This is a genomic window from Apibacter sp. B2966 (assembly GCF_011082485.1).
Classification (GTDB): domain Bacteria; phylum Bacteroidota; class Bacteroidia; order Flavobacteriales; family Weeksellaceae; genus Apibacter.
The window spans coordinates 368,997-390,971 of the sequence record NZ_CP049714.1 but is presented as its reverse complement, the minus strand read 5'-3'; the positions used below and the strand labels follow the sequence as shown (position 1 = coordinate 390,971).

Genomic DNA, 21,975 nt, shown 5'->3' with positions numbered 1-21,975 from the left:
AAGATACAGTATTTAATATTTACAGTTTTTTATTTTAAACCCGTATATAAGAATAATTAAGTAGATACGGCTATGTTTTTTTGTTAAAAAAAATATTTCTTTGAAAACCTGAAAATTTGGTTCGTTTAACAGCTGAATTTTTAAATAGTATTTTAAAGGCTTCTTCATTAATATCATTCCAATCATTTTTAGTGTATGATAACAAATCGGGATGCGGATTAAATTTATCTTCTGTATGCGGTGTAGAAAATCTATTCCACGGACAAACATCCTGACAAATATCGCATCCAAAAATCCAATCTTTCAATTTTCCATTAAACTCCTCTCCGATCTGATCTTTTAATTCTATGGTTAAATAGGATATACATTTTGTGGAATCTATGACCCTTTCGGATATGATGGCTTGGGTGGGACAAGCATCCATGCAACGGGTACAGCTTCCGCAATGATTGGTTGGAAAAGCTTCATCATAGTTCAATTCGAGGTCGCAAATGATTTCAGCAAGAAAAAAAAATGAACCTTTTTGTTTGGATAATAAGAGTGAGTTTTTTCCGATCCAACCTAAGCCGGATTTTTGCGCCCATGTTCTTTCCATCACGGGAGCCGAATCTGTGAATACTCTATAGGAAAATTGACCAACTTTATTTTGGATTTCTTCTACAAATTTTTGTAATTTTTTACGTATTACTAAATGATAATCTTCTCCATATGCATATTTGGCAATACGGTAACTTTCCGTATTTTGTTTTTCTTGCGGGTAATAATTATATAAGAAGGAAATAACTGATTTTGCACCGTCTACAAGTAATCCGGGATTAAGCCTTTTATCAAAGTTATTTTCTAAATATTTCATGTTTCCATGATAACCTTCTTTAAGCCATTTTTCTAATTTTGGAGCTTCTTCTTCCAAAAATCTTGAACGAGAGATCCCACATCCTATAAAAGAATATTCTTTGGCTTTTTCTTTTATGAAATATGTAAGTTGCTCTTTATTCAATTGTTTCGTAGTATAGATAAATTATAATGGTGAAGGTCAAGTATATAAAAAAAGACTCAAAATACTGCAAACAATAGATTAAGTCTTTTTCATAGTAGCCCCAGCGAGGATCGAACTCACATCTAAAGTTTAGGAAACTTTTGTTCTATCCATTGAACTATGAGGCCTTTTTTAAAATCTTTTGCAAAAATATGAAAAACTATGGAAATTTTGTACTATAAATTTATTCCATAATTGTATAACATATTCCAATACTTTTCAACCTACTTTTGTATAGGTAAATAGATAGTTAAATTTATATTCAGTCTGAAATAAAATTATGAATTCTTCTAAAAAAAATAATCCGGTATATTTTTACATACCCTTCAATAATGACATTAACGAATCTGATATTTCCAAGATTACCCATGCATTACAATCTATAAAAGAAATTGATACCTGTAATTTAGAAATAAATAATCATAGGATCCGTATAACCAGTAAATACCCTGATGAAGCCATAGCCAAGGCTGTTCCGATTCTCACAGAATTACAAGTTAAAGTTCCGGTTACCAAAAACAACTTTCCTTTAATCAACTTAAGTTGCGCATCTTGTGCCAATAGCAGTCAAAATATTCTTAAAATGCAACCGGGCGTGATAAACGCCTCGGTAAATTATGCAAATGAAATGGCATACATTGAATACATACCTTCAATGATAAACCCGCAAAAATTGAAAGACTCTCTCCAAGAAGCCGGTTATGATTTGATTATTAAAGAAAATGATGATTCGCAAAATTCATTGGAAGAAATACAAAAAAATCATTACAAAGCTCTAAAAAGGAAAACCATCGGTGCCATGATTTTTTCCATTCCTTTATTAATTATAGGAATGACACCTTCACTCATGCATCAACATTGGGCAAATTACATCATGTGGATCTTAGCTACTCCGGTTGTTTTTATTTTTGGAAAACAATTTTTTACCGGAGCTTATAAACAAGCAAAACATAGATCCGCCAATATGGATACCCTGGTAGCTGTAAGTACGGGAACCGCATACATTTTTAGCGTTTTTAATACATTATTTCCTTCGTTTTGGATTAAACGCGGATTGCAACCGCATGTATATTTTGAAGCTTCGGCTGTAGTTATTGCATTCGTTTTATTAGGTAAAATATTAGAAGAAAAAGCAAAAGGAAATACTTCATATGCCATCAAGAAGTTAATAGGTTTACAACCTAAAACAGTTACTGTAATTCAAGGAAATGAGCAAAATGAAATTCCCATTAAGTCAGTTTCTATTGGAATGACCATTTTAGTTAAACCGGGTGAAAAGATTGCGGTGGATGGAACTGTTCTTTCGGGTAATTCGTATGTTGATGAAAGTATGATCAGTGGTGAGCCCATTCCAATTGAAAAAGTTAAAGGTTCAAAAGTATTTGCAGGAACGATTAATCAGAAAGGAAGTTTTCAATTCCATGCAGATAAAGTGGGTAAAGACACTCTTTTATCTCAAATTATTCAGACGGTGCAAGAAGCCCAAGGCAGTAAAGCTCCCGTTCAAAAATTGGTTGATAAAATTGCCGGAATTTTTGTTCCCACAGTTTTTATTATTGCTTGTTTATCGTTGATTATTTGGATTATTTTCGGTGGTAAACAAGGGATAATTTATGGTTTTCAAAGCTTTGTAACCGTATTGGTTATTGCTTGTCCGTGTGCTTTAGGTTTAGCAACTCCAACAGCCATTATGGTTGGTATCGGTAAAGGTGCGGAAAAAGGTATTTTAATTAAAGATGCAGAAAGTTTGGAAAATACCAAAAATATAAATGCGATAGTTTTGGATAAAACCGGTACGATTACAGAAGGTAAACCTCAGGTTGAAGATTTCAAGTGGTTTACTTCAATGCATGATCTTGAAAAAAATATTTTATATAGTATTGAACGTTCCTCTGAACATCCCTTAGCCGGAGCTATTGTAAGTTATTTGAATGATAAAAGCATAACTTTTATTCCTGATATGGAAATTACAAATGCATCAGGGCAAGGAATTATTGGTATTTACAATAATCAAAAATATTTTATTGGAAATCTTACTTTGTTATCTAAAAATACAGTTCCTATCGATAAAGAAGTTAAAAATTGGTTGGATAATAAATTTAAACAAGCTACTACTACTATTTTATTTGCTAATGAAAATACTATACTTGCAGGAATATCCATTTCAGATAAGATTAAACCTACTTCTCTAACTGCTATTAAGCAGATTAAAATGTTAGGAATTGAGGTTCATATGCTAACGGGAGATAATCCTACTACAGCTAATTATGTAGCTAAGGAAACAGGAATTAACATATTTAAAGCCGAGGTTTCTCCACAGGATAAAATTGATTATATAAAAAAACTTCAAGCTTCGCCTAACAATAAAATTGTGGCTATGGTTGGTGATGGTATTAATGATAGTGCTGCCCTAGCCCAAGCGGATGTTAGTATCGCAATGGGTCGTGGATCTGATATTGCCATTGATGTTGCTAAAATGACTATAATTTCAGGAGATCTTCAAAAAATACCTGAGGCAATTAAACTTTCCAAGCAAACGGTTAAAACTATTAAACAAAATTTATTTTGGGCATTTATTTATAATATAATAGGTATTCCTATCGCTGCGGGTATATTATTTCCTATCAATGGCTTTTTATTAAATCCAATGGTTGCCGGTGCTGCCATGGCTTTAAGCAGCGTTAGTGTGGTTAGTAACAGTTTGCTTTTAAAATTAAAAAAATAACTGTTGAATAATTATTTCCTTTTTTAACAAATTAAAAGAGCCTCCTATAATAGGAGGCTATAATACAAAACTCAAAAAATAAAATTAATCTATAATTATTTTATTATCTAATTAAAATACGTATACTAACATATACAGCAAAAATCATTGCTATAAAATAAATTAAGGTGAGTAATGAAATAGAGGGTCTAATATGCTTCATAAAGTTTAGTGTTTAAGGTTTATACTAAATTCAGTTATATAAAAATTAAAATAAATTAACTATCTGTTATTTTAATACTACAAATATATAAAATTATTTTATTTATATAAATATAGTATTTATCATATTTAAATCTTATAAAATTTTATTATGATTTAATCAAAAAATATTTATTATTTTTTATATAATTCATATTATTATTTTATTTATTTAAACTGTAAAAATTATTAAAAATAAAATTTAGTTTTTTTATGATAAAATGCAGTGAAGAATGCTAAGTATTAATTTAAAATAGTGAAGGTATATATTTAACAAAATTGATCCTCTACTACCCAAAGAAGATTTTTACAAATATTAGTTAACAGCTTTTTAAGCTTACTTTATTAATAAAAAAATTTTATCAATATTTAAAATTAACTATGTAATATAATATTAATTTATCCTATCTAATAATATAAATGACTTATAGTAAAAAATATGTTTTAAAAAATAAATAACATATAATAATGTCACTTCCATAGTAAGAAAAGTCTAATTTACTAAAAAATTATTTTTTATTTTACGGAATTCCGTAATCTAACCTTTTTATTTTTTTATAACTTCAAAAAATATCATATACAAGTTATTTTTCAATAGTAAGAGTTATATATATAATTTGAATTTAATGTAAAATATATCACTTGCAGAACCATCTGATTAGTCTTTAGAAAATCCTGAGATAAAAACTCAGGATTTTTTAATTAATATGTGTTATTTATATTTATACAAATATAATTCCATGTTTTAGTCAAAATGTTATGTACCCAACTTAGCTATCTTAATTCTTTATTTATTGTATTTAATTTGTTAGAATATTAAAATCTAAAATTACTTTTAAGTTCAGACAAAGTTTTTCTTCCTTTTTATTAAATATGATTACATAACCAATTATTTTAATTTAATCAATGTATTTTGATAAAACGTTTAAAAAATATTTATACAAGAGATATCAAATTTTTAATATAGTTAATATATGATTTATCTCTTATGAATAAAGCAATGTTTAAGATATCATTAAATATTTGTATTAAAAAAAAAATTTTTTTCTTTTATTAAGCTAAATAAATAAAATAATTTATATATTTGAAAAAAAATAAGAATTTATATATTAAAAAGAGATGTATTTTTTAAGTTGTAATATATAAATTCTTTAATTCAAATTGTATTGTTTGAATATATTTAATAGGAGTATATAAATATTCGATAATATAGTTTAAAATAAAATATTGATCTTTTAAAAGCGATCTTAATAAAATGTAATAAATACTATAATAACTTTTATAAAAATCTTTATCAATACTCTAACTTAACAATTAAATAATTCTAAATATTTATTTTAATAATATATATTAGTAAAATATTTTAAATTAAATTATAAAAAAACTATTAAATTATAATTATCTAAAATTTAACAATAATGGACTGGAAAAATTATGAACAATTAATTAGCATAAGCATAATATTATTAATAATAATAGCAACTCTAGTATTTATATACAGAATAATTGTTATATCTAATTATAGTATTAATAAAAAAAAATTATTAAAATTTGAAAAATGTTTTTTGCCTACAACTACATTTTATGGTTATAAAAATTTCTATGCGATTTATATAAATGAAAATCGAAAAAAAATTGCTATTTTATCGGAAAATTTACCACCTATTATTTTAGATTTTAAAGATCTTAAAAATGTTACTGTTACAATTCCATCACATAATATTAAAAGCGAAACATATAATACTATACGAAGTTCAAGAAAAGCGGGTATTTCAGTAAATACTTCAAGAAAAAAACAAGAAGAAATTAAATTTATAACAAAAATAGATTTAACAATATTCACCCATAATGTAGATTATTCTTTTATTAAAATAGAATGTTTTAACCCTAAAAAAATGTTTTTTTTTCAAAAAAAAATGGTTAATAATACCAATAATATATATAATATTTGCTATGTAAAAGCACAACAAATGAAAAATTCTCTATTAAATATTATCAATAGAAATATCACTAATAAATACTATAAATACAATAAATAGTTTATTTAATTTACCTTAAATATTTGTATCAGAGGAATTTTTAATAAAATGAAAATAAGAAATTATAGCTAATAAAGTGTATATGATGGTTAAATTTCTAAAATCTTGTATAAAATCATGACTATAATGTTTCTATAAATTTTCACATTCATTATGAATAATTTTTAGAAGAGTATATTTTTTCAACGTTTTTGCTGTATACAATTTCGTATACTCTTATCTGTTTTAGTGTTTAATAGAAGTAGGTAAAACGCTAAATTTCAATGACTTAGCCTTGTGACCACGGAGGGATTCGAACCCCCAACCCTCAGAGCCGAAATCTGATATTCTATCCAGTTGAACTACGTAGCCGAAAATATTTTCTGCAAGTATACTAATAATTTAGTCTAACTTCATAATAATATTTGAAATTTCTTCAGCTTTTTCTTTTTCATATACAGAATCAATAGGATGCAAAACTTGAAGCATCTGTCCATAGGAATACATCAAATTCTGAAGAGATACTTTTTGATCTTTCGCATTATTTTTACCTAACATCTCAAAAGTTTTTAATCTTTTATCTAAAGGTTTCATTGATTCTGTGATATATGCTATAGCTTTATCTCTTTGATTTAATTCCAGATAAGTATTTACAATATTATCAACAATAAGTGTATAATAACTGGATAGTTTACTCATATCATCGGTAGCAAACGTTTGATCGTGTAGTGGTAATGATAAATAATATTTTAATTCCTTAAAAATTTGATCTTTATATGCTTCTGCTAGTTTTAACCCTTCTTTTTCTTTTCCAATAAGAAAATAACCGGATATGATAGAATTATAAGAAGGCGTAGCAGGATACATAGATATTGGAATCTCTTTATTGATTAACTCTAAAATATCATTGGCCCTTTTTTTGTCTCCACTTTTAGCTAAAGCGATAGCAGCTCTTCCACAAGACATTCTATAATTTAAAATATTACTTCTACAAGTTTCATCAAAATAAGCTTTCGGATCTTTTAAATTTCCAAATTTATAATTCATAACTAAGTTATAAATCGTATTAGGATTTATTCTTCCTTGTTCCCCGTTGTTGGTTTCGGGAGTGTATATAGGTACTAATTTTGAAATTAAACCTTGATACTCTAAGTAATTTTGTGCAAACATGATATTAGATTGAGAATAGGTTCCCCCTGAACTAAAATAAATGGAACGATCCCAATTGTAATTGGCAAGTAAATCCAACATAGCTAAACCGTCTTTATATAAAGCTTGTTTATTTATTGATAGTACTAACTTGTTTACCATCAATTTAGAATCTTCGGGTTTAACTATTCCATATTTTAACGCATTCTCCTTGTTTACAGGCAAAGATATTTTGTTAACTGGAATAAATCCAACATCTGTTCCTCTATAATCCCTTTCGGTTACATATGTATATAAATCTTTAATAGCAGATTGTTCTTTTTTGTTTCTAAGAAAATTAATGGCTTCTTTAGCAGATATAGTATCTGAAATTGCATATTTCTTAAATGGAAGAATATCCGCAGGTATACTGTCTGCCGGAAGATTATCAAAAATTTGCTTCCAAAAATCTCTATTTAATAAAATAACCTGATCATTAACGCCATCTCTGAATTCTTCATGAGATAAAGAAGAAGGAATACCGGGTGCTTTATAAGTTCTTCTCTGAACCTGATCAATATACCATGCAGTACCCAACAAAGTAAAATTAACCACTTTGGCATCTGATCTAAATTCTTCGGTTTCTTGTAATGCCCATAAAGGATACGTATCGTTATCTCCATATACAAAAAGTATAGGATGATTTGCATCTAAACTTTGTAAATAGCTTTTTGAAAAATCATAAGCCGTATATCTCCTGCTTCTATCATGATCGTCCCAATTTTGGAATCCAACTAAAACAGGAACTCCTAAGGCAAGAAAACCTATAATAAGTCCTATTTGCCTTTGTTTAAGTTTATTTAATAAAAACATAATTGCTGTCACTCCCATCCCTATCCAAATAGCAAAAGTGTAAAAGGAAGTCACTAACGCATAATCTCGTTCCCTGGGTTCAAATGCTTTTATACTGGTGTATAAGATAATACCCACGCTGGCTAATAAAAATAAAGCTATTAAAGAAAAGTTTCTACCCGGATCTCTGTTTAGTTGAAAAAAGAATCCTACTAAACCTAACAATAATGGTAAAAAATAATATTTGTTGGTAGCTTTGTTCACATATGCTTGAGGTAATTTGTCTTGGTCTCCCAAACGTAAATTATCTAAAAATTTAATACCGCTGATCCAATTTCCTTTGGTAGATTCATAATTTCCTTGTAAATCATTTTGACGACCGGCAAAATTCCATAGAAAATATCGAATAAACATATATCCCATTTGATAGGTCATCATAAAATCCAAGTTTTGGCCTAAGGTTGGTTTTTTAACATTAATTAGTTCATTTTGTTTAGCCATTTGATAATCACGAACAGATATTTCTCCCGTTTTCTTTTTCCTCACTAACTCATCAAAAACCTTTTGTGCTTCAGGATTACCAATATATTTAGAATTTAAAGTAAAATCGGGGTATCCTTCCATTAATCCGTAATTTTCAATAACACTAGGATCAGGATTATACATTCGTGGAAATATACTGACTTGCTCCGGATTAAACTTATAATTAATCCTTCTGCCTGTTTCAATATACCTGCCTGAATTTTCATCCTTTTCATAAATAGGGCCATTATCCTCGGTTCCAATAATTCCGTTAGGATCTAAATATGCAGTATAATTAGCTCCGTAAAACACCGGCCAATCACCATATTGAGCCCTGTTATAATAATCCAACATACCTATTGCATTGTCGGGATCATTTAAATTAATAGGAGGATTTGCTTTAGCACGTATGGGAAGTACCACCCAACTTGAAAAACCGATAAGCATAAACAAAATCGATAAAATAATGGTATTTCCTGTTTTATATCCATGATTGGATGTATATCGTAAGGCAAAATAAAAAGCAACAATTAAAAGTATGAATGCCACTACCGAACCCGTATTAAATGGCATTTGTAGATTATTTACAAAAAATATTTCACATTTTCCGAAGAAAGACATAGTAAAAGGAAATATAATTTTAAAAACGGCTAAAAATACACCGCCAATAGCAATATTGGCCCATATAAAACTTTTCCAAGTAAAGGTATATTTTTTAGCATAATAAATATATCCTAACGTAGGAACCACTAGTATGACCATTAAATGGATTCCAACAGACAGACCGATAAGCAGGGAAATTAAAATAAGCCACTTATTGGATCGTGAATCAGATAAATCATTTTCCCACTTACACATAAGCCACAACAGCAAAGCAGTAAAACAGGAAGCCGCCGCATAAACTTCTCCTTCAACTGCTGAAAACCAAAAAGTATCGGTAAAAGTAAAAGTTAACGCCCCTACTGCCCCGCTTAATAAAATGGTAGCGATTTGATAGGAAGTAAATTCTTTTGGTTCGGTTTGTAAAAATAGAGTTTTACGAACCATATGAGTAATTGTCCAGAATAAAAATAATATGGCAAATGCACTCATAATAGCAGACATAGCATTTATAACTATGGAATATTTGGTGGGATCGCCAAAGGCTAAGATCGCCCAAACGGCACCCAATATTTGAAAAAATACGGCTCCCGGTGAATGAGTAACTTCCAGCTTAACCGCTGAAGATATATATTCACCACAATCCCAAAAACTGAAATTGGGTTCAATAGTTAATAAATAAGTTATTGCTGCTATAATAAAAACACCCCATCCGGTAAGGTTATTTAATTTATTGTAATTTAACTTCATTTTACCTTAATTCTTGTTTGCGAATATACTAATAATATTATTTTTAAAAGTTTTCATTTTATATTTTATTCTCTTTTTATATTAATTGTTAGAAAGTTATTTATAAAAAATTATAAGTTTTATTATTCTTTAGATTTTAACATACTAAAATTAAATTACGATATTTGTTACGTGATAAATTCATACTAGTTACCATGGGTTTTTTAAAAAAGAAACTGGCACAAGGGTGGGCATCCCTTCACAATAAAAAAGAGCAAAAATGGATTGACAATCCGGTGGAAACACAAAATTATTGGTTTGAAAAACTCATTAAAGAATCTCTAAATACAAATTTTGGCGTTGATTACTCTTTTTCTAAAATAAGTTCTATATCAGATTTTCAAAAAAATGTTCCAGTACAGAATTATGAAACGTTAAGACCTTATATTGAAAAAATTAAATCGGGACAAGATAATATTTTATGGCCTAATAAGCCCCTTTATTTTGCAAAAACCTCTGGTACTACCTCAGGCACTAAATACATTCCTATTACAAAAGAATCCATGCCCTTTCATATAGAAGGAGCTAAAAGTGCTTTACTTCACTATATATATAAAAGAAAAAATCCTAATTTTATCAATGGTAAAATGATTTTTTTACAAGGAAGTCCTGTTTTAGAAAATAATAATGGGATCATGACGGGAAGGCTGTCAGGAATTTCCGCCCATTTTGTTCCGAAATATCTTCAATACAATCGTATGCCTTCATGGAAAACCAATTGCATTGAAGATTGGGAAACAAAAGTTGATAAAATTGTAGAGGAAACTGTTGATAAGAATATGACTTTAATCAGCGGCATTCCTCCATGGCTGGTTATGTATTTTGAAAGATTGATTGCAAAATCGGGTAAATCTATAAGTAAAATTTTTCCCAATTTACAGCTTTTAGTAACGGGGGGTGTAAATTATAAGCCGTATGAAGATAAAATAAATGAATTAATTGGTAAAAAGTTGGATATTATCCAAACCTATCCGGCTTCGGAAGGATTTATAGCCTTTCAGGATGATGTAGACCATGAAGGATTGTTGCTTATGTTGAATCATGGTATTTTTTATGAATTTATTCCTTCAGTAGATATTGGTAAAAATAATCCGAGACGTCTTACTCTGGAACAAGTGCAATTGAACACGGATTATGCTATACTATTGACAACGAATGCCGGATTGTGGGCTTATGAAATAGGCGATTTAGTCCGATTTATCAGTAAAGATCCGTATAAAATTCTTGTCACCGGAAGAACTAAACATTTTACTTCTGCATTTGGTGAACATGTCATTTCATTCGAAGTAGAAGAAGCTATTAAAGAAACCATGGAAGTAACGGGATGTATTGTTCAAGAATTTACTCTTGCTCCTCAGGTGAATCCTGCAAAAGGGCTGCCCTATCATGAATGGTTCATAGAATTTGAAAAACCGCCGATCAACATTGATGAATTTGAATCAAATTTAGATCAGGCTCTTAGAAAAAGAAATTCTTACTATAATGATCTTATTACGGGTGTTATCTTAAGACCTTTAAAAATTTCAATTATCAAAAAAGGTGGATTTAATGAATATATGAAAGAAATCGGTAAGTTAGGAGGTCAAAATAAACTTCCTCGTTTGTCTAATGATCGAGCTATTGCCGATAAACTCGAAAAATATGTTTTGAAAAGTTAGAATGAAAATGTTATAGTAAATTAAAATCATATTGAAAGAACATACTATTTGAAAATTTTAGTTGTAATACCGTTATTTAATGAGTCTAAACATATATTGAAATGTTTACAATCTTTCTATGAACAATCCTATAAAAATATTGATTGGATTTTAGTCAATGATTCTTCAACGGATAATTCAAAAGAAATTATTGAAGAATTTATTAAAGATAAACCTACTTTTCGCCTTATTAATTTAATTAATAGCTCCGAACATATACCGGGTGCAAAAGTGGTTAAAACGTTTTATGCCGGATTAAATTCAGCTAATTGGAAACAGTATAATGTTTTAGTTAAACTGGACGCCGATATAATTCTCCCTGATAATTATTTTGAACTAATCATAAATGAATTACATAACAATCCAAAAATTGGAATTATCGGTGGATTGGTTTACATAAAAAAAGGGAATCAGTGGGTTTATGAAAATATTTCAAATAAAAATCACGTGCGCGGTCCCATAAAAACCTATAGAAAAGAATGTTTTATTGATATTGGTGGCCTTCGAATGACATTGGGTTGGGATAATCTCGATATATTACTTGCACGTATGCATCATTGGGAAGTTAAAGTCTTAAAGAATCTTTTCGTAAAACATTTAAAACCAACTGCATACGTTTATCAAGAAACTAAATCTCGAAAATTGGGTGAATATTTTTACAATATCGGACTATCCAAAAAATTAGCCTTTATATCCTGTGCAAAATCTTCATGGAAAGAAAAATCTTTACGACATTTTATAATTTCATTTAAAACTTTTATTTCTTTAGAAAAAGAAAAAAAAGAACGAGTGATCACTCAAGAGGAAATGAATTTCATTCGCAAATTTCGATGGAATGAAATGATTAAAAAATTCAAAAGGTAAACTTTTCAACTTTCCCTTTATACTATTTTATATGAAAAATTATTATTCCTTTCCTAAAAAAATTTCAATGGGTACTAGATTTAAAAGTTCTTTTCTATGTGAAGCCAAAAAAGAGTATTCCAATTGTGGAATATCTTCATTTGATATTGAATCAAAAACAGGAGGTAAAACTTCTTGTGTCGGAATTTTTTTGACTACACCTAATCCATGATCGGTATCTAAAACACTTACTGTTAATTCTGGATGATTTTTTCTAAGAAAAACGATCGTTTTCCATACATCGCCGTTCCAAATATTTTTCCAACTTTTATGAGATGAAAATTTAATTCTTGCGTCTTCAATATTACTCGCAGGAAAGGCTGCAATTTTATCCTGAGGATTACAATCATGTAAGATTATAATTCCTTGATCAGACAAATACTTAAGCGAATTTAGCGTATCTTTGAGAGATTGACTGAAAGTGTGTAACCCATCGATAAAGGTTAGATTTATCGGATTATTTTTAAGAAATTTATGATGCATGTCAAAGAAACGATCACTGGTCATCTCAAAATATTTGTTTTTAAAATTATGGGGATTTTTAACTAAATATCTAATTTTTTTGATAAAGCTAAAATTAAAATAAGGATCCACTGCAATTCTTTGTTTTGCTCCTTTGATATTAAAAAAACATTTTCCTCTGTTTACACCGATTTCCAAATAGTTTTTAACATCATAAACTTTTATTAAATAATTTAAAACATCAACTCTAGTAATCATAAGGTTTCTACTATTTTATTATTTATATATTTGTAATAGGTTTTATATCATGTAAATGTACAACATTGTAAGTGTAATTGTTACATATAATGGGGAAAAATGGATAAAAAAATGTTTGGATTCTTTATTGGCATCTAGCATACATACAGATATTTACCTTATAGACAATGGATCGACCGATAGCACTTTAAAAATTGTCGAAAATTATCCCGCTGTAACTTATATGGAAAGTGGACGTAATATAGGGTTTGGACAAGCTAACAATATCCTTTTAAAAAAATTATATAAAGAAAAAAACTATACCCATTATTTTCTCATTAATCAAGATGCTTGGGTAGACAAAAATTGTCTACAATATTTAGCTGATGTTTCCATTAAAAATCCAAAGTATGGTATACTAAGTCCCATACATTATAATCATGATTTCTCTGAAATGGATTTTAATTTTAAGGAATATTTAGCGAAAAGTAAAAAGAAAAATCAAGTTATTTTAGAAACTAATTTCGTTAATGCCGCTTTTTGGTTAATTAGTAAAAAATGCTTGGAAAAGACGGGTGTTTTTAATCCTTATTTCACCCATTACGGAGAAGATAAAAATTATTGTAATCGAGTTATTTATTCCGGCTTAAAAATAGGAATTGTTACTACAGCTAAAGCTAATCATGATAGAGGTAAAACAACAGATTTTAGTAAAATACAAAGATTATCAAAAATAAAATTGGATTGTATACTTTTAAATCCAAATAATAATCTTTACAAAGCATATTTTGAAGCTTTTATTAATGTTTGGGGAATACCTAAGTATTATTTTAAAATGTTATCTATTAAAAATACTTCCGTATTATTTTATAAATTAGGGATTCACTATATACATTTGCTTTTCTCTAAAAAGATCCGATTGAATCGTAAACAACAAAAGGAAAACTTATTTAGCATATATTAAATGGGAATAGTAGCACGTCAAGGGATAAAATACAGTCTAATTAGTTATCTAAGTTTTCTACTGGGTACATTTTCAACCATTTTTATCTATCCTTCCAATCCTGAATTTTTGGGTAAATTAAGGTTCATTCAGCCATCTGCTGAACTGATCTGTCCCTTCATCCTTTTTGGACTTAGTTATGCAAACATAAAATTCCATCAAAAACTTAAAGCAAAAAATCAACAGGTCGACTTTCTTTATGCTTCAATTAAGTTTGTGTGTCTCAATTTTATTTTTATCTCATTAGTATATTGGATAATCACTCGAGTGATTCCAAGTATTCAAGAATCTGATTCCTGGAAAATGAAACAGTATGTTTTGCCGGTCGCTTTGTCTCTTGCGTTAACTCAATTACTTTCAAAATATATCTCTAATTTAAAAAGAATAACAGTTCCCGGAATTTTTGAAAATTTTTTTCCTAAACTGGGAGCTCTTACGGCTTTTATTTCCTGTGTATATATAGGAATATCACAAAAAAATGCTCTATATATATTCGTATCATTTTTTGTGATTGCTATGATTGGACTAATATATTATTTTGTAAAATTAAACAAAGACCGTAAGAGCGGATCGATAGATATATTGAAAGATAAAAATTTTAGACTCAACTTACTAAATTTCTGTATATTTTCAGTTCTTGGAAGTATTGGAAATAGATTGGCTCTACAAATTGACAACCTTATGATTCCTGAACTATTGGATTTTAAACAAAACGGGATCTACTCTATTTTAACGTCTATTGTGGGTTTTCTTACCGTTCCATTGATGGGTATTTTTACCATATCAGGTCCTATAATTGTTGAAAAGCTGGAAAATAATAAATTAGATGAACTAAATGATTTCTATAAAAAAGTATCCAAATTTTTATTCTTATTTGGTACGGTCCTGTTGTCTTGTATTTTAGTCGGAATAGACTATCTATTCTTATTCATGAAAAACGGAAAAGAATTATCGGATGCAAAAGTTATTATTTACATTCTAGGAGCAGCCACCTTATTTGATTTGGCAACAGGTTTTAACAGTAATATTATTTCCTATTCAAAATATTTTAGATTTAATATTTACGCAATGCTGTTTTTAGCGGTATTTACAATAATTTCAAATATTATTTTTATTTCGTATTTCAAATTAGGTATCGAAGGTATTGCTTTAGCAACGGCCCTATCTTTAACATTGTTTAATTTAATAAAATTAGGCTTTAACTATCGTAAGTTCGGCATTCACCCGTTTTCAAAAGAGTATATATATATAATTTTAACCGGAATAATGGGTGTTTTACTAGTAAATTATATACCCGATTTTACTAATAATTTATTTAATTTAATTACTAAGCCCCTACTCATTTTATGCATATTTTTCGTTGCCAATAGTGTATTTAAATTTATTCCGATAAAAGAAATACTATCCACAAATATTAAATCTTTTTTGACGGGTAAAAAATAAAATATATAATTTTTTCAATAATAATAATTAATTTTTAATGAGTTGATAGATAATTGTTGTATTTAATGTATTTTTGTTAGGTAATTTCAATACATGAAACTTTTCTATACTTATTTTTTACTTTTATTTACCATAATCATCTTTTCTCAAGATAGAAAACAAATTAAAGGAAAAGTATATATTCTTGATAAGTATCATGAAATGGTTTCCGGTATTTATGTTAAAAATCTTTCAACCAATTACACAACGTTAACCGATATAACCGGTAATTTTTCTATTCCTGCACTTATTGGAGATGCCATTACTTTTCAATCATTCAATATCGAAAAAAGAACTATTTTGGTTACCCAAGACATGTTTGATCATTTGCAAATGAAAATTCAATTAGATCTTAAAGAAAAGCAATTAGAGGATATTTATGTTACTCCTTTTAAAACTTTTGGAAGCCTTGAATTGGATGTCAAACGAATTCCAATGATGAATAAAACCAACGAGATTTTAAAAAAATTAGGCAGTTTAAATCCATCACAAAAAATGGATGGAAGTACGGACGTTGATTCCGAAGCTTCAAAGTTATATTCCATGAAATTTGGTATTGAGGGTATTTTGGATTTTATATCCGGAGAGGGTAAACGTAAAGAGCGTTTATCAATTTTTGAAGAGCAGTCAACCATAATCAAAAATGTTAGAGAGTATTTTGGAGATCCTTACTTTGAGGAATTAGGTTTGAAAAAAAATGAAATCAATGATTTTATTTTGTATGCTTATTTAAATCATAATTTAAAGTTTTATTACGATCATAATAATTACTTTCAGATTTTAAATATTTTCGATAAAAATATTCTTATCTACAAATCAAGAAAAAACAACGAGAAAAAGATTACACCTAAAATTGGCAAGCCTTATTTTCCTCAATAAATGTAAACTTTCTCTATCGTATTTGTTTAAATAATTATTTAACTCTATTTTTATAGGGTTAAAGACATCAATTGGTATGTACAAAAAAATATATAAGCTCCTAACTACTTTGTTTAAACCCTCAACCATTTATAAATATTTTTTTAACATTTCTCCTCTTTACATAAGGACAACAGGAAATATCAAATATGTTTCAGATGATGTACATAAAATAATAGTCGAAATTCCTCTTACGTACAAAAACCGAAACTATTCGGGAACTATGTTTGGCGGAAGCATACTTTCAGCTACGGATCCTATCTATATGTTGCAGCTCATACATATTCTGGGAACTAATTATATCGTTTGGGATAAATCTGCTTATGTTGATTATATAAGACCGATTAATAAAAAAGCCATAGCTGTATTTGAATTTCAAAAAGAAGAAATAGAAAAGATAAAAGAAATGGTTAAAAATGATAATGAAATATTTATCAAAAAGCAAATGAACATTACCAATTCAGAAGGTCAAATTTATTGTTATTTAGAGAAAAAAATCTATATAGCAGACAGTCAGTTTTATAAAGCAAAATTAAAAAGTAAAACTCACAGATAAATAAGTATAAATAAAAAGAATCAGCTTTGTAATTAAACTGATTCTATATAATTATAGTATAGAGTAAAGACGAACAATTAATGAGCATCTTTAAAAGCTTTTAATTTTGTGGTCAATTCCGGTACAACTTCGAATAAATCACCAATTACACCATAATCAGCCGTTTTAAAAAAAGGTGCTTGCGGATCGTTGTTTATAACGACTATGGTTTTACTTTTAGTAATCCCGGCAACATGTTGAACAGCTCCCGAAATACCGATTGCTATATATAGTTTAGGAGAAATAGTTTTCCCTGTTTGTCCTACATGTTCGGCATGAGGTCTCCATCCTAAATCGGCTACCGGTTTAGTACAAGCTGTAGCTGCTCCAAGTACATTTGCTAAATCTTCAATTATTTCCCAGTTTTCCGGTCCTTTCATTCCTCTACCCGCTCCAACTACCAATTCAGCCACTTTAACATCTAACTTCCCTGTAGCTACTTCTTGTTGTTTTACTTGATACGTTGGATCTGCAACTGTGGTTACTGTAATTTTTTCTTCTGTACCGGTAACGGGATTTTCTTTTGCTCCCACAGAATTAACGGAAAGGGTTAAAACTATAGTAGATTCTTGAGTTTCAACGACAGCAATTCCTTTTCCTGAAAAAACAGATCTTTTAACTTTAAATGGTGTTATTGACAGCGGCTTCGAAATGGCTTGTGTAATATAAGCCGCAGATTTTTCTTTGACAATATAAGGAGCTATAGATACACTTTCATTAGTATGTGTAAAAAGAATAAAGTTACCGTCAATTATTTTTGATAAAACCGAAGCGTACACTTTTGGATTAAAAGATTGCAAAGAATCATCTTGAATATTTATAACTTTAGTTGCTCCAAATTTGTATAATTGTTCTGAAGAATCCTCAGAATTTATAGTTAGTGCCGTTACTGAATCTCCAATTTCATCTGCCAAAATTTTAGCGTATGTTATTAATTCGTAGGCTTCTTTTTTATATTTTCCTTTAGAGTTTTCTATATATGCGTAAATCATTTATTTCAACGTTTGTATTACAAAATTGATGTAAGTTTATACTTAAATTACTTTCGCTTCTTCATGAAGCAAGCGAACCAATTCATCTAAGTTATTTTTATCTACATAAACCACTTGAGATCTTGTCTTTGGCTTTTCAAATTCTGCAATGATAACCTTATTTCCGGAAAATTTAGGTTCAACAACCGTAAAGGGTTTATTTTTAGCAGTCATAATACCTCTAATATTAGGAATTTTTAATTGATTTTCAGGAACAAAACCTTCTTGACCTGCTAAAACAGCAGGTAATTCAATTGAAATTGTTTCTTTTCCATTATCAATTTCCCGTACCACCTGTATGGTTTTTCCTTCAACTTCCAAACCGGTAACGGCATTAACAAATGGGTAATCTAATTCAGCGGCCACTAAACCCGGAACCAATCCTCCGTTATAATCAATCGATTCTTTACCTAAAAGTATCAAATCATAAGCTCCCTCTTTTGCAACTGCTGCAATTTCTTTAGCCACTAATTCACTATCCGTAGGTCGAATATTTACCCGAATGGCATTATTAGCACCGATTGCCAAGGCCTTGCGCATTACCGGCTCAACAGTAGTATCTCCAACCGTAACAATGGTTACTTCAGCTCTCTGTTTTTCTTGAAAATATAACGCTTTGCTTAAGCAATATTCATCTTGAGGATTAATTATATATTGAATTCCATTAGTATCGAATTCTTTTTGATCATTCGTAAAATTAATTTTGGATGTAGTATCCGGTACGCTACTAATAGCTACTAATATTTTCATCAACGTATTTTTTCCTGTAACTAAATTAAGTAAAAATAATAAAGTATTTTTATTTATTTACTTCTTTTACTAAGAAATTAAAGTAAATAAAATAAAAAAATATAAGAATGTGTATATAATTTAGACAATTTGTGAAGAAAGCCCTTTTTTCAATAATGCTTGATGGATCGGAGTTAGTTTTTCTAAAGATCCGGTTTTAACTTCACATTTTCCTTTGTAATGAACTAAAAAAGTACATTGTTGGGCTTGTTCTAAAGTATGTTCACATATCTCTATTAAGCAATCGATGACATAATCAAATGTATTAAAATCATCGTTATGCAAAACAATTACATGAGGAGCAGCTTCTTTTACCAACGTATCAACACTCTCCTGCTCTTTCCAATGGGGTCGATTATTGTAAATCATATTTTGTTTAATAATATTGAAATCCAATTATTTTTACTTAATTTCTGAACAAATTTTAAGCCATTCCCGGTAGCTTCTGCAATAATGTCATCAAAATCATGTTCAAAGATACCACTTACCAAAACGTATCCATTGGGGCGCAGATTTTCAACGTATTTTGACATATCTTTCAATAAAATATTTTTATTGATATTGGCTAAAATTATATCAAATGAGTGATTTCCTAATAAATCGGCATCTCCCAATTTAATATCTATATCTACTTCATTTTTTTAGAATTTTCCAGAGCATTACCGTAAGACCATTCATCAATATCTATAGCTTCAACATAATGGGCTCCCCTCTTTTTTGCAAAAATTGCCAAGACTCCGGTTCCGCTGCCCATATCTAAAACATCTTTACCTTCGAAATTCATTGTCAACATTGCATGAAGCATGTTATAAGTGGTTTCATGATGCCCCGTACCAAAAGACATCTTCGGATCAATTTTAATAGAAAAAGGAAGATCGTTTCTGACAGGATGAAAATCTGCATGTAAATAAATTTGATCTTCAATGACTACCGGTGGAAAATTTTTTTCCCATTCTTCATTCCAATTGATATCGGGAGATAATTTTTTTTCGTAAGATATTTCAACTTCAGGAGAAGACATAATAGGTAATTCCTTAATTAATTGCTCATCTTCTTCTTCAACCTTAATATAAGTTAAAAAACCCTGTTCGGTTTCAACAAAACTTTCAAAAGGCAACTCTGATAAAAACGCGATTAAAATGTCTCTCCAAGGTTCTAATGGTTTTACGTTGAAATGGTATTCTGTATATTTCATGGAATCATTTAAGTATCGCAAATTTAAAAAATTAATAGCTTATTTTCTTAAGGATCTATAAAATTCATCCACGTTATATATTATAGCTACGCTTTGTTAATGGTTGATAATCTATAGCTGAAAATCCCTATCCAATTATTGAAAATTATTTTCTTTGAGAAGATTTTTTGGAATCAAACAAGTAAAATTATTTTTTTACTTTTACTTTATATTTTTTGAAATTTCAATGTCACGATTCATCAATTTGCTGTTTTTAGTACTATTTATCAATATTTCATTGGGACAACAATTGGTTTTACAAGATAGTATTAAAATTGAAGTTCCCGAATCGTTTAATTTTCAACAAGCAGATATCTTCAATTCTTTATATTTCGTTTCTCAAAAAGATAACACTTTATTAAAATACGATCTAACTTCACAAAAAACATTTATACTTAAAAATTTTAATACATCCAAAAAGCTGTTTATCGTAAATCCTTTATTTTTAGTAACTTTTGATAAGATGAACCAAGTTCTTGAATTTTATGACGATAAGCTGATCAATACTCAGGATAATGTTTCTATTTTAACCGATCAACTTATAAATCCTGACTTAATTTATGTACAAGATAACCATTCTTTATTATATTTTGATGAGTTGAACTCTCAAAGCTTTATTCAATACGATTACAGATCAAAAAATACAATCCTTTTTTCAAATACTTTGTCTAAAGAACTTTCAGATAATTTTGAACTAAAGGATATCTACAGTTCTAAACAATCAAAATTTCTTCTTTTAAAAAGTAACAACAAATCCAACGAAGCTTATCAATACAAAATTAGTAAGCAAAATAATCAAAATATATATACTTATCTAATACCCGAAATGGAAGACTATGGATGGATGGAACAAAATTTTTATTGGATACATAAAGGTTATTTATATATCTATGATTTTGAAAACAAACCCGTTCAAATACCCTTGCCGAATTTAGGTGAAAAATATTATATTTTAAATAAACATTTATTTCTATGGAAATCTAAGGTTATGTACCTTTACACATTAGAAACTAAAAAATAAATTTATTAAGAATGCATATTGCTATAACCGGAAATATCGGCGCAGGAAAAACTACATTAACTAAATTATTATCAAATAATTACAATTGGATTGCACAATTTGAAGACACCGAACAAAATCCATATCTAGACGATTTTTATTATGATATGGCAAAATGGTCATTTAATTTGCAAATCTATTTCTTAAGTTCTCGTTTTAAACAAATAAAAGAAATTAGAGAAAATAAGAAAAATACAATCCAGGATAGAACTATTTATGAAGATGTATATATTTTTGCTTCAAATCTTCATGAAATGGGATTGATGCAAACTCGAGATTATGACAATTATTTGAATCTTTTTAATTTAATGAAAGAGTATATACAAGCTCCGGATCTTCTGATCTATCTTCGCGCCACCGTTCCTACTTTAGTAAATCAAATTCAAAAAAGAGGAAGAGAATACGAAACGTCCATTAGCATTGATTATCTTCAAAGATTAAATGAAAAATATGAAGAGTGGATTTCAAATTATACTGAAGGAAAATTATTGATCATCGATGTTGATAATATGGATTTTGTTGACAATAAGGAAGATTTAGGAAAAATTATTGATAAAGTAGAGGCTAATATTCACGGTTTATTTTAAAAGATTTCCATCTTTATACGATTAAAATTATACTCTCTAAAATTTTAAAAAAAAATAGTAAATAATT

18 protein-coding genes and 2 tRNA genes are annotated in these 21,975 nt (G+C 28.6%); 10 read left to right on the top strand and 10 right to left on the bottom strand.

The genetic code is table 11. The features are described from left to right. Positions 1 to 70: 70 nt before the first annotated feature. Together queG and G8C43_RS01640 are read right to left on the bottom strand one after the other, a co-directional pair. On the bottom strand, positions 71 to 997 hold the full coding sequence (queG, locus tag G8C43_RS01645; protein ID WP_166003654.1) for a tRNA epoxyqueuosine(34) reductase QueG: 927 nt from the start codon (positions 995 to 997) through the stop codon (positions 71 to 73). A 95-nt stretch (positions 998 to 1,092) separates the two neighbouring features. After that, positions 1,093 to 1,164: transfer RNA gene (locus G8C43_RS01640), tRNA-Arg, on the bottom strand. A 152-nt stretch (positions 1,165 to 1,316) separates the two neighbouring features. On the opposite strand from G8C43_RS01640, the gene G8C43_RS01635 reads away from it, so the two are divergent. Both G8C43_RS01635 and G8C43_RS01630 read left to right on the top strand, forming a co-directional pair. Continuing rightward, positions 1,317 to 3,761: a heavy metal translocating P-type ATPase gene (locus G8C43_RS01635; protein ID WP_166003652.1), complete on the top strand. Its 2,445-nt coding sequence runs from the start codon at positions 1,317 to 1,319 to the stop codon at positions 3,759 to 3,761. Between the two features lie 1,805 nt (positions 3,762 to 5,566). Then, entirely contained in the window at positions 5,567 to 6,040 is a 474-nt protein-coding gene (locus G8C43_RS01630; RefSeq protein WP_166003651.1) for a hypothetical protein, read from the top strand. 277 nt (positions 6,041 to 6,317) lie between these two features. On the opposite strand, the gene G8C43_RS01625 is transcribed toward G8C43_RS01630, so the two are convergent. Both G8C43_RS01625 and G8C43_RS01620 read right to left on the bottom strand, forming a co-directional pair. Next, positions 6,318 to 6,391 (bottom strand) — tRNA-Arg (locus G8C43_RS01625). 30 nt (positions 6,392 to 6,421) lie between these two features. Continuing rightward, positions 6,422 to 9,871 (bottom strand): DUF2723 domain-containing protein, encoded by a 3,450-nt coding sequence (locus G8C43_RS01620; protein WP_166003649.1) that lies wholly within the window; start codon positions 9,869 to 9,871, stop codon positions 6,422 to 6,424. 194 nt (positions 9,872 to 10,065) lie between these two features. On the opposite strand from G8C43_RS01620, the gene G8C43_RS01615 reads away from it, so the two are divergent. Both G8C43_RS01615 and G8C43_RS01610 read left to right on the top strand, forming a co-directional pair. Beyond that, on the top strand, positions 10,066 to 11,568 hold the full coding sequence (locus G8C43_RS01615) for a GH3 auxin-responsive promoter family protein (RefSeq protein WP_166005685.1): 1,503 nt from the start codon (positions 10,066 to 10,068) through the stop codon (positions 11,566 to 11,568). Positions 11,569 to 11,616: 48 nt separating this feature from the next. Further along, positions 11,617 to 12,471 carry a glycosyltransferase family 2 protein gene (locus G8C43_RS01610; RefSeq protein ID WP_166003647.1) on the top strand — a complete coding sequence of 285 codons (855 nt, stop codon included), beginning with the start codon at positions 11,617 to 11,619 and terminating at the stop codon, positions 12,469 to 12,471. Positions 12,472 to 12,513: 42 nt separating this feature from the next. On the opposite strand, the gene G8C43_RS01605 is transcribed toward G8C43_RS01610, so the two are convergent. Beyond that, positions 12,514 to 13,230, bottom strand: a complete 717-nt coding sequence (locus G8C43_RS01605; protein WP_160542153.1) for a class I SAM-dependent methyltransferase — start codon at positions 13,228 to 13,230, stop codon at positions 12,514 to 12,516. Positions 13,231 to 13,285: 55 nt separating this feature from the next. Between G8C43_RS01605 and G8C43_RS01600 the strand changes: the two genes are divergently transcribed. From G8C43_RS01600 to G8C43_RS01585, 4 genes are all read left to right on the top strand, one after another. Then, positions 13,286 to 14,173 carry a glycosyltransferase gene (locus G8C43_RS01600; protein WP_166003645.1) on the top strand — a complete coding sequence of 296 codons (888 nt, stop codon included), beginning with the start codon at positions 13,286 to 13,288 and terminating at the stop codon, positions 14,171 to 14,173. Continuing rightward, positions 14,174 to 15,655, top strand: a complete 1,482-nt coding sequence (locus G8C43_RS01595; RefSeq protein WP_166003643.1) for a lipopolysaccharide biosynthesis protein — start codon at positions 14,174 to 14,176, stop codon at positions 15,653 to 15,655. Between the two features lie 93 nt (positions 15,656 to 15,748). Continuing rightward, positions 15,749 to 16,573, top strand: coding sequence for a hypothetical protein (locus G8C43_RS01590; protein WP_166003641.1), 825 nt, complete (start codon positions 15,749 to 15,751; stop codon positions 16,571 to 16,573). Positions 16,574 to 16,649: 76 nt separating this feature from the next. After that, positions 16,650 to 17,168: a PaaI family thioesterase gene (locus G8C43_RS01585; protein ID WP_166003639.1), complete on the top strand. Its 519-nt coding sequence runs from the start codon at positions 16,650 to 16,652 to the stop codon at positions 17,166 to 17,168. 77 nt (positions 17,169 to 17,245) lie between these two features. On the opposite strand, the gene G8C43_RS01580 is transcribed toward G8C43_RS01585, so the two are convergent. From G8C43_RS01580 to prmA, 5 genes are all read right to left on the bottom strand, one after another. Continuing rightward, complete coding sequence (locus G8C43_RS01580; RefSeq protein WP_166003637.1) at positions 17,246 to 18,199, bottom strand: electron transfer flavoprotein subunit alpha/FixB family protein; 954 nt, start codon at positions 18,197 to 18,199, stop codon at positions 17,246 to 17,248. A gap of 42 nt (positions 18,200 to 18,241) precedes the next feature. Then, positions 18,242 to 18,988, bottom strand: coding sequence for an electron transfer flavoprotein subunit beta/FixA family protein (locus G8C43_RS01575; RefSeq protein WP_166003635.1), 747 nt, complete (start codon positions 18,986 to 18,988; stop codon positions 18,242 to 18,244). Positions 18,989 to 19,108: 120 nt separating this feature from the next. Next, positions 19,109 to 19,396: an ATP-dependent Clp protease adaptor ClpS gene (locus G8C43_RS01570; protein ID WP_166003633.1), complete on the bottom strand. Its 288-nt coding sequence runs from the start codon at positions 19,394 to 19,396 to the stop codon at positions 19,109 to 19,111. Further along, entirely contained in the window at positions 19,393 to 19,641 is a 249-nt protein-coding gene (locus tag G8C43_RS09955) for a 50S ribosomal protein L11 methyltransferase (RefSeq protein ID WP_255490395.1), read from the bottom strand. The genes G8C43_RS01570 and G8C43_RS09955 overlap by 4 nt, the downstream gene beginning before the upstream one ends. 14 nt (positions 19,642 to 19,655) lie before the next feature. Further along, positions 19,656 to 20,222 carry a 50S ribosomal protein L11 methyltransferase gene (prmA, locus tag G8C43_RS01565; protein WP_255490394.1) on the bottom strand — a complete coding sequence of 189 codons (567 nt, stop codon included), beginning with the start codon at positions 20,220 to 20,222 and terminating at the stop codon, positions 19,656 to 19,658. Between the two features lie 226 nt (positions 20,223 to 20,448). Between prmA and G8C43_RS01560 the strand changes: the two genes are divergently transcribed. Together G8C43_RS01560 and G8C43_RS01555 are read left to right on the top strand one after the other, a co-directional pair. After that, positions 20,449 to 21,282: a hypothetical protein gene (locus tag G8C43_RS01560; protein ID WP_160542161.1), complete on the top strand. Its 834-nt coding sequence runs from the start codon at positions 20,449 to 20,451 to the stop codon at positions 21,280 to 21,282. An 11-nt stretch (positions 21,283 to 21,293) separates the two neighbouring features. Then, on the top strand, positions 21,294 to 21,908 hold the full coding sequence (locus G8C43_RS01555; RefSeq protein WP_105297521.1) for a deoxynucleoside kinase: 615 nt from the start codon (positions 21,294 to 21,296) through the stop codon (positions 21,906 to 21,908). Positions 21,909 to 21,975 lie beyond the last annotated feature (67 nt).

What these genes read in the sequence shown, in the direction of transcription:
- G8C43_RS01635 (WP_166003652.1), top strand. Translation starts at nt 1,317, where the DNA reads ATGAATTCTTCTAAAAAAAATAATCCGGTATATTTTTACATACCCTTC.
- G8C43_RS01620 (WP_166003649.1), bottom strand. Translation starts at nt 9,871, where the DNA reads ATGAAGTTAAATTACAATAAATTAAATAACCTTACCGGATGGGGTGTT.
- G8C43_RS01615 (WP_166005685.1), top strand. Translation starts at nt 10,066, where the DNA reads ATGGGTTTTTTAAAAAAGAAACTGGCACAAGGGTGGGCATCCCTTCAC.
- G8C43_RS01605 (WP_160542153.1), bottom strand. Translation starts at nt 13,230, where the DNA reads ATGATTACTAGAGTTGATGTTTTAAATTATTTAATAAAAGTTTATGAT.
- G8C43_RS01600 (WP_166003645.1), top strand. Translation starts at nt 13,286, where the DNA reads ATGTACAACATTGTAAGTGTAATTGTTACATATAATGGGGAAAAATGG.
- G8C43_RS01595 (WP_166003643.1), top strand. Translation starts at nt 14,174, where the DNA reads ATGGGAATAGTAGCACGTCAAGGGATAAAATACAGTCTAATTAGTTAT.
- G8C43_RS01590 (WP_166003641.1), top strand. Translation starts at nt 15,749, where the DNA reads ATGAAACTTTTCTATACTTATTTTTTACTTTTATTTACCATAATCATC.
- G8C43_RS01585 (WP_166003639.1), top strand. Translation starts at nt 16,650, where the DNA reads ATGTACAAAAAAATATATAAGCTCCTAACTACTTTGTTTAAACCCTCA.
- G8C43_RS01580 (WP_166003637.1), bottom strand. Translation starts at nt 18,199, where the DNA reads ATGATTTACGCATATATAGAAAACTCTAAAGGAAAATATAAAAAAGAA.
- G8C43_RS01575 (WP_166003635.1), bottom strand. Translation starts at nt 18,988, where the DNA reads ATGAAAATATTAGTAGCTATTAGTAGCGTACCGGATACTACATCCAAA.
- G8C43_RS01570 (WP_166003633.1), bottom strand. Translation starts at nt 19,396, where the DNA reads ATGATTTACAATAATCGACCCCATTGGAAAGAGCAGGAGAGTGTTGAT.
- prmA (WP_255490394.1), bottom strand. Translation starts at nt 20,222, where the DNA reads ATGAAATATACAGAATACCATTTCAACGTAAAACCATTAGAACCTTGG.
- G8C43_RS01560 (WP_160542161.1), top strand. Translation starts at nt 20,449, where the DNA reads ATGTCACGATTCATCAATTTGCTGTTTTTAGTACTATTTATCAATATT.
- G8C43_RS01555 (WP_105297521.1), top strand. Translation starts at nt 21,294, where the DNA reads ATGCATATTGCTATAACCGGAAATATCGGCGCAGGAAAAACTACATTA.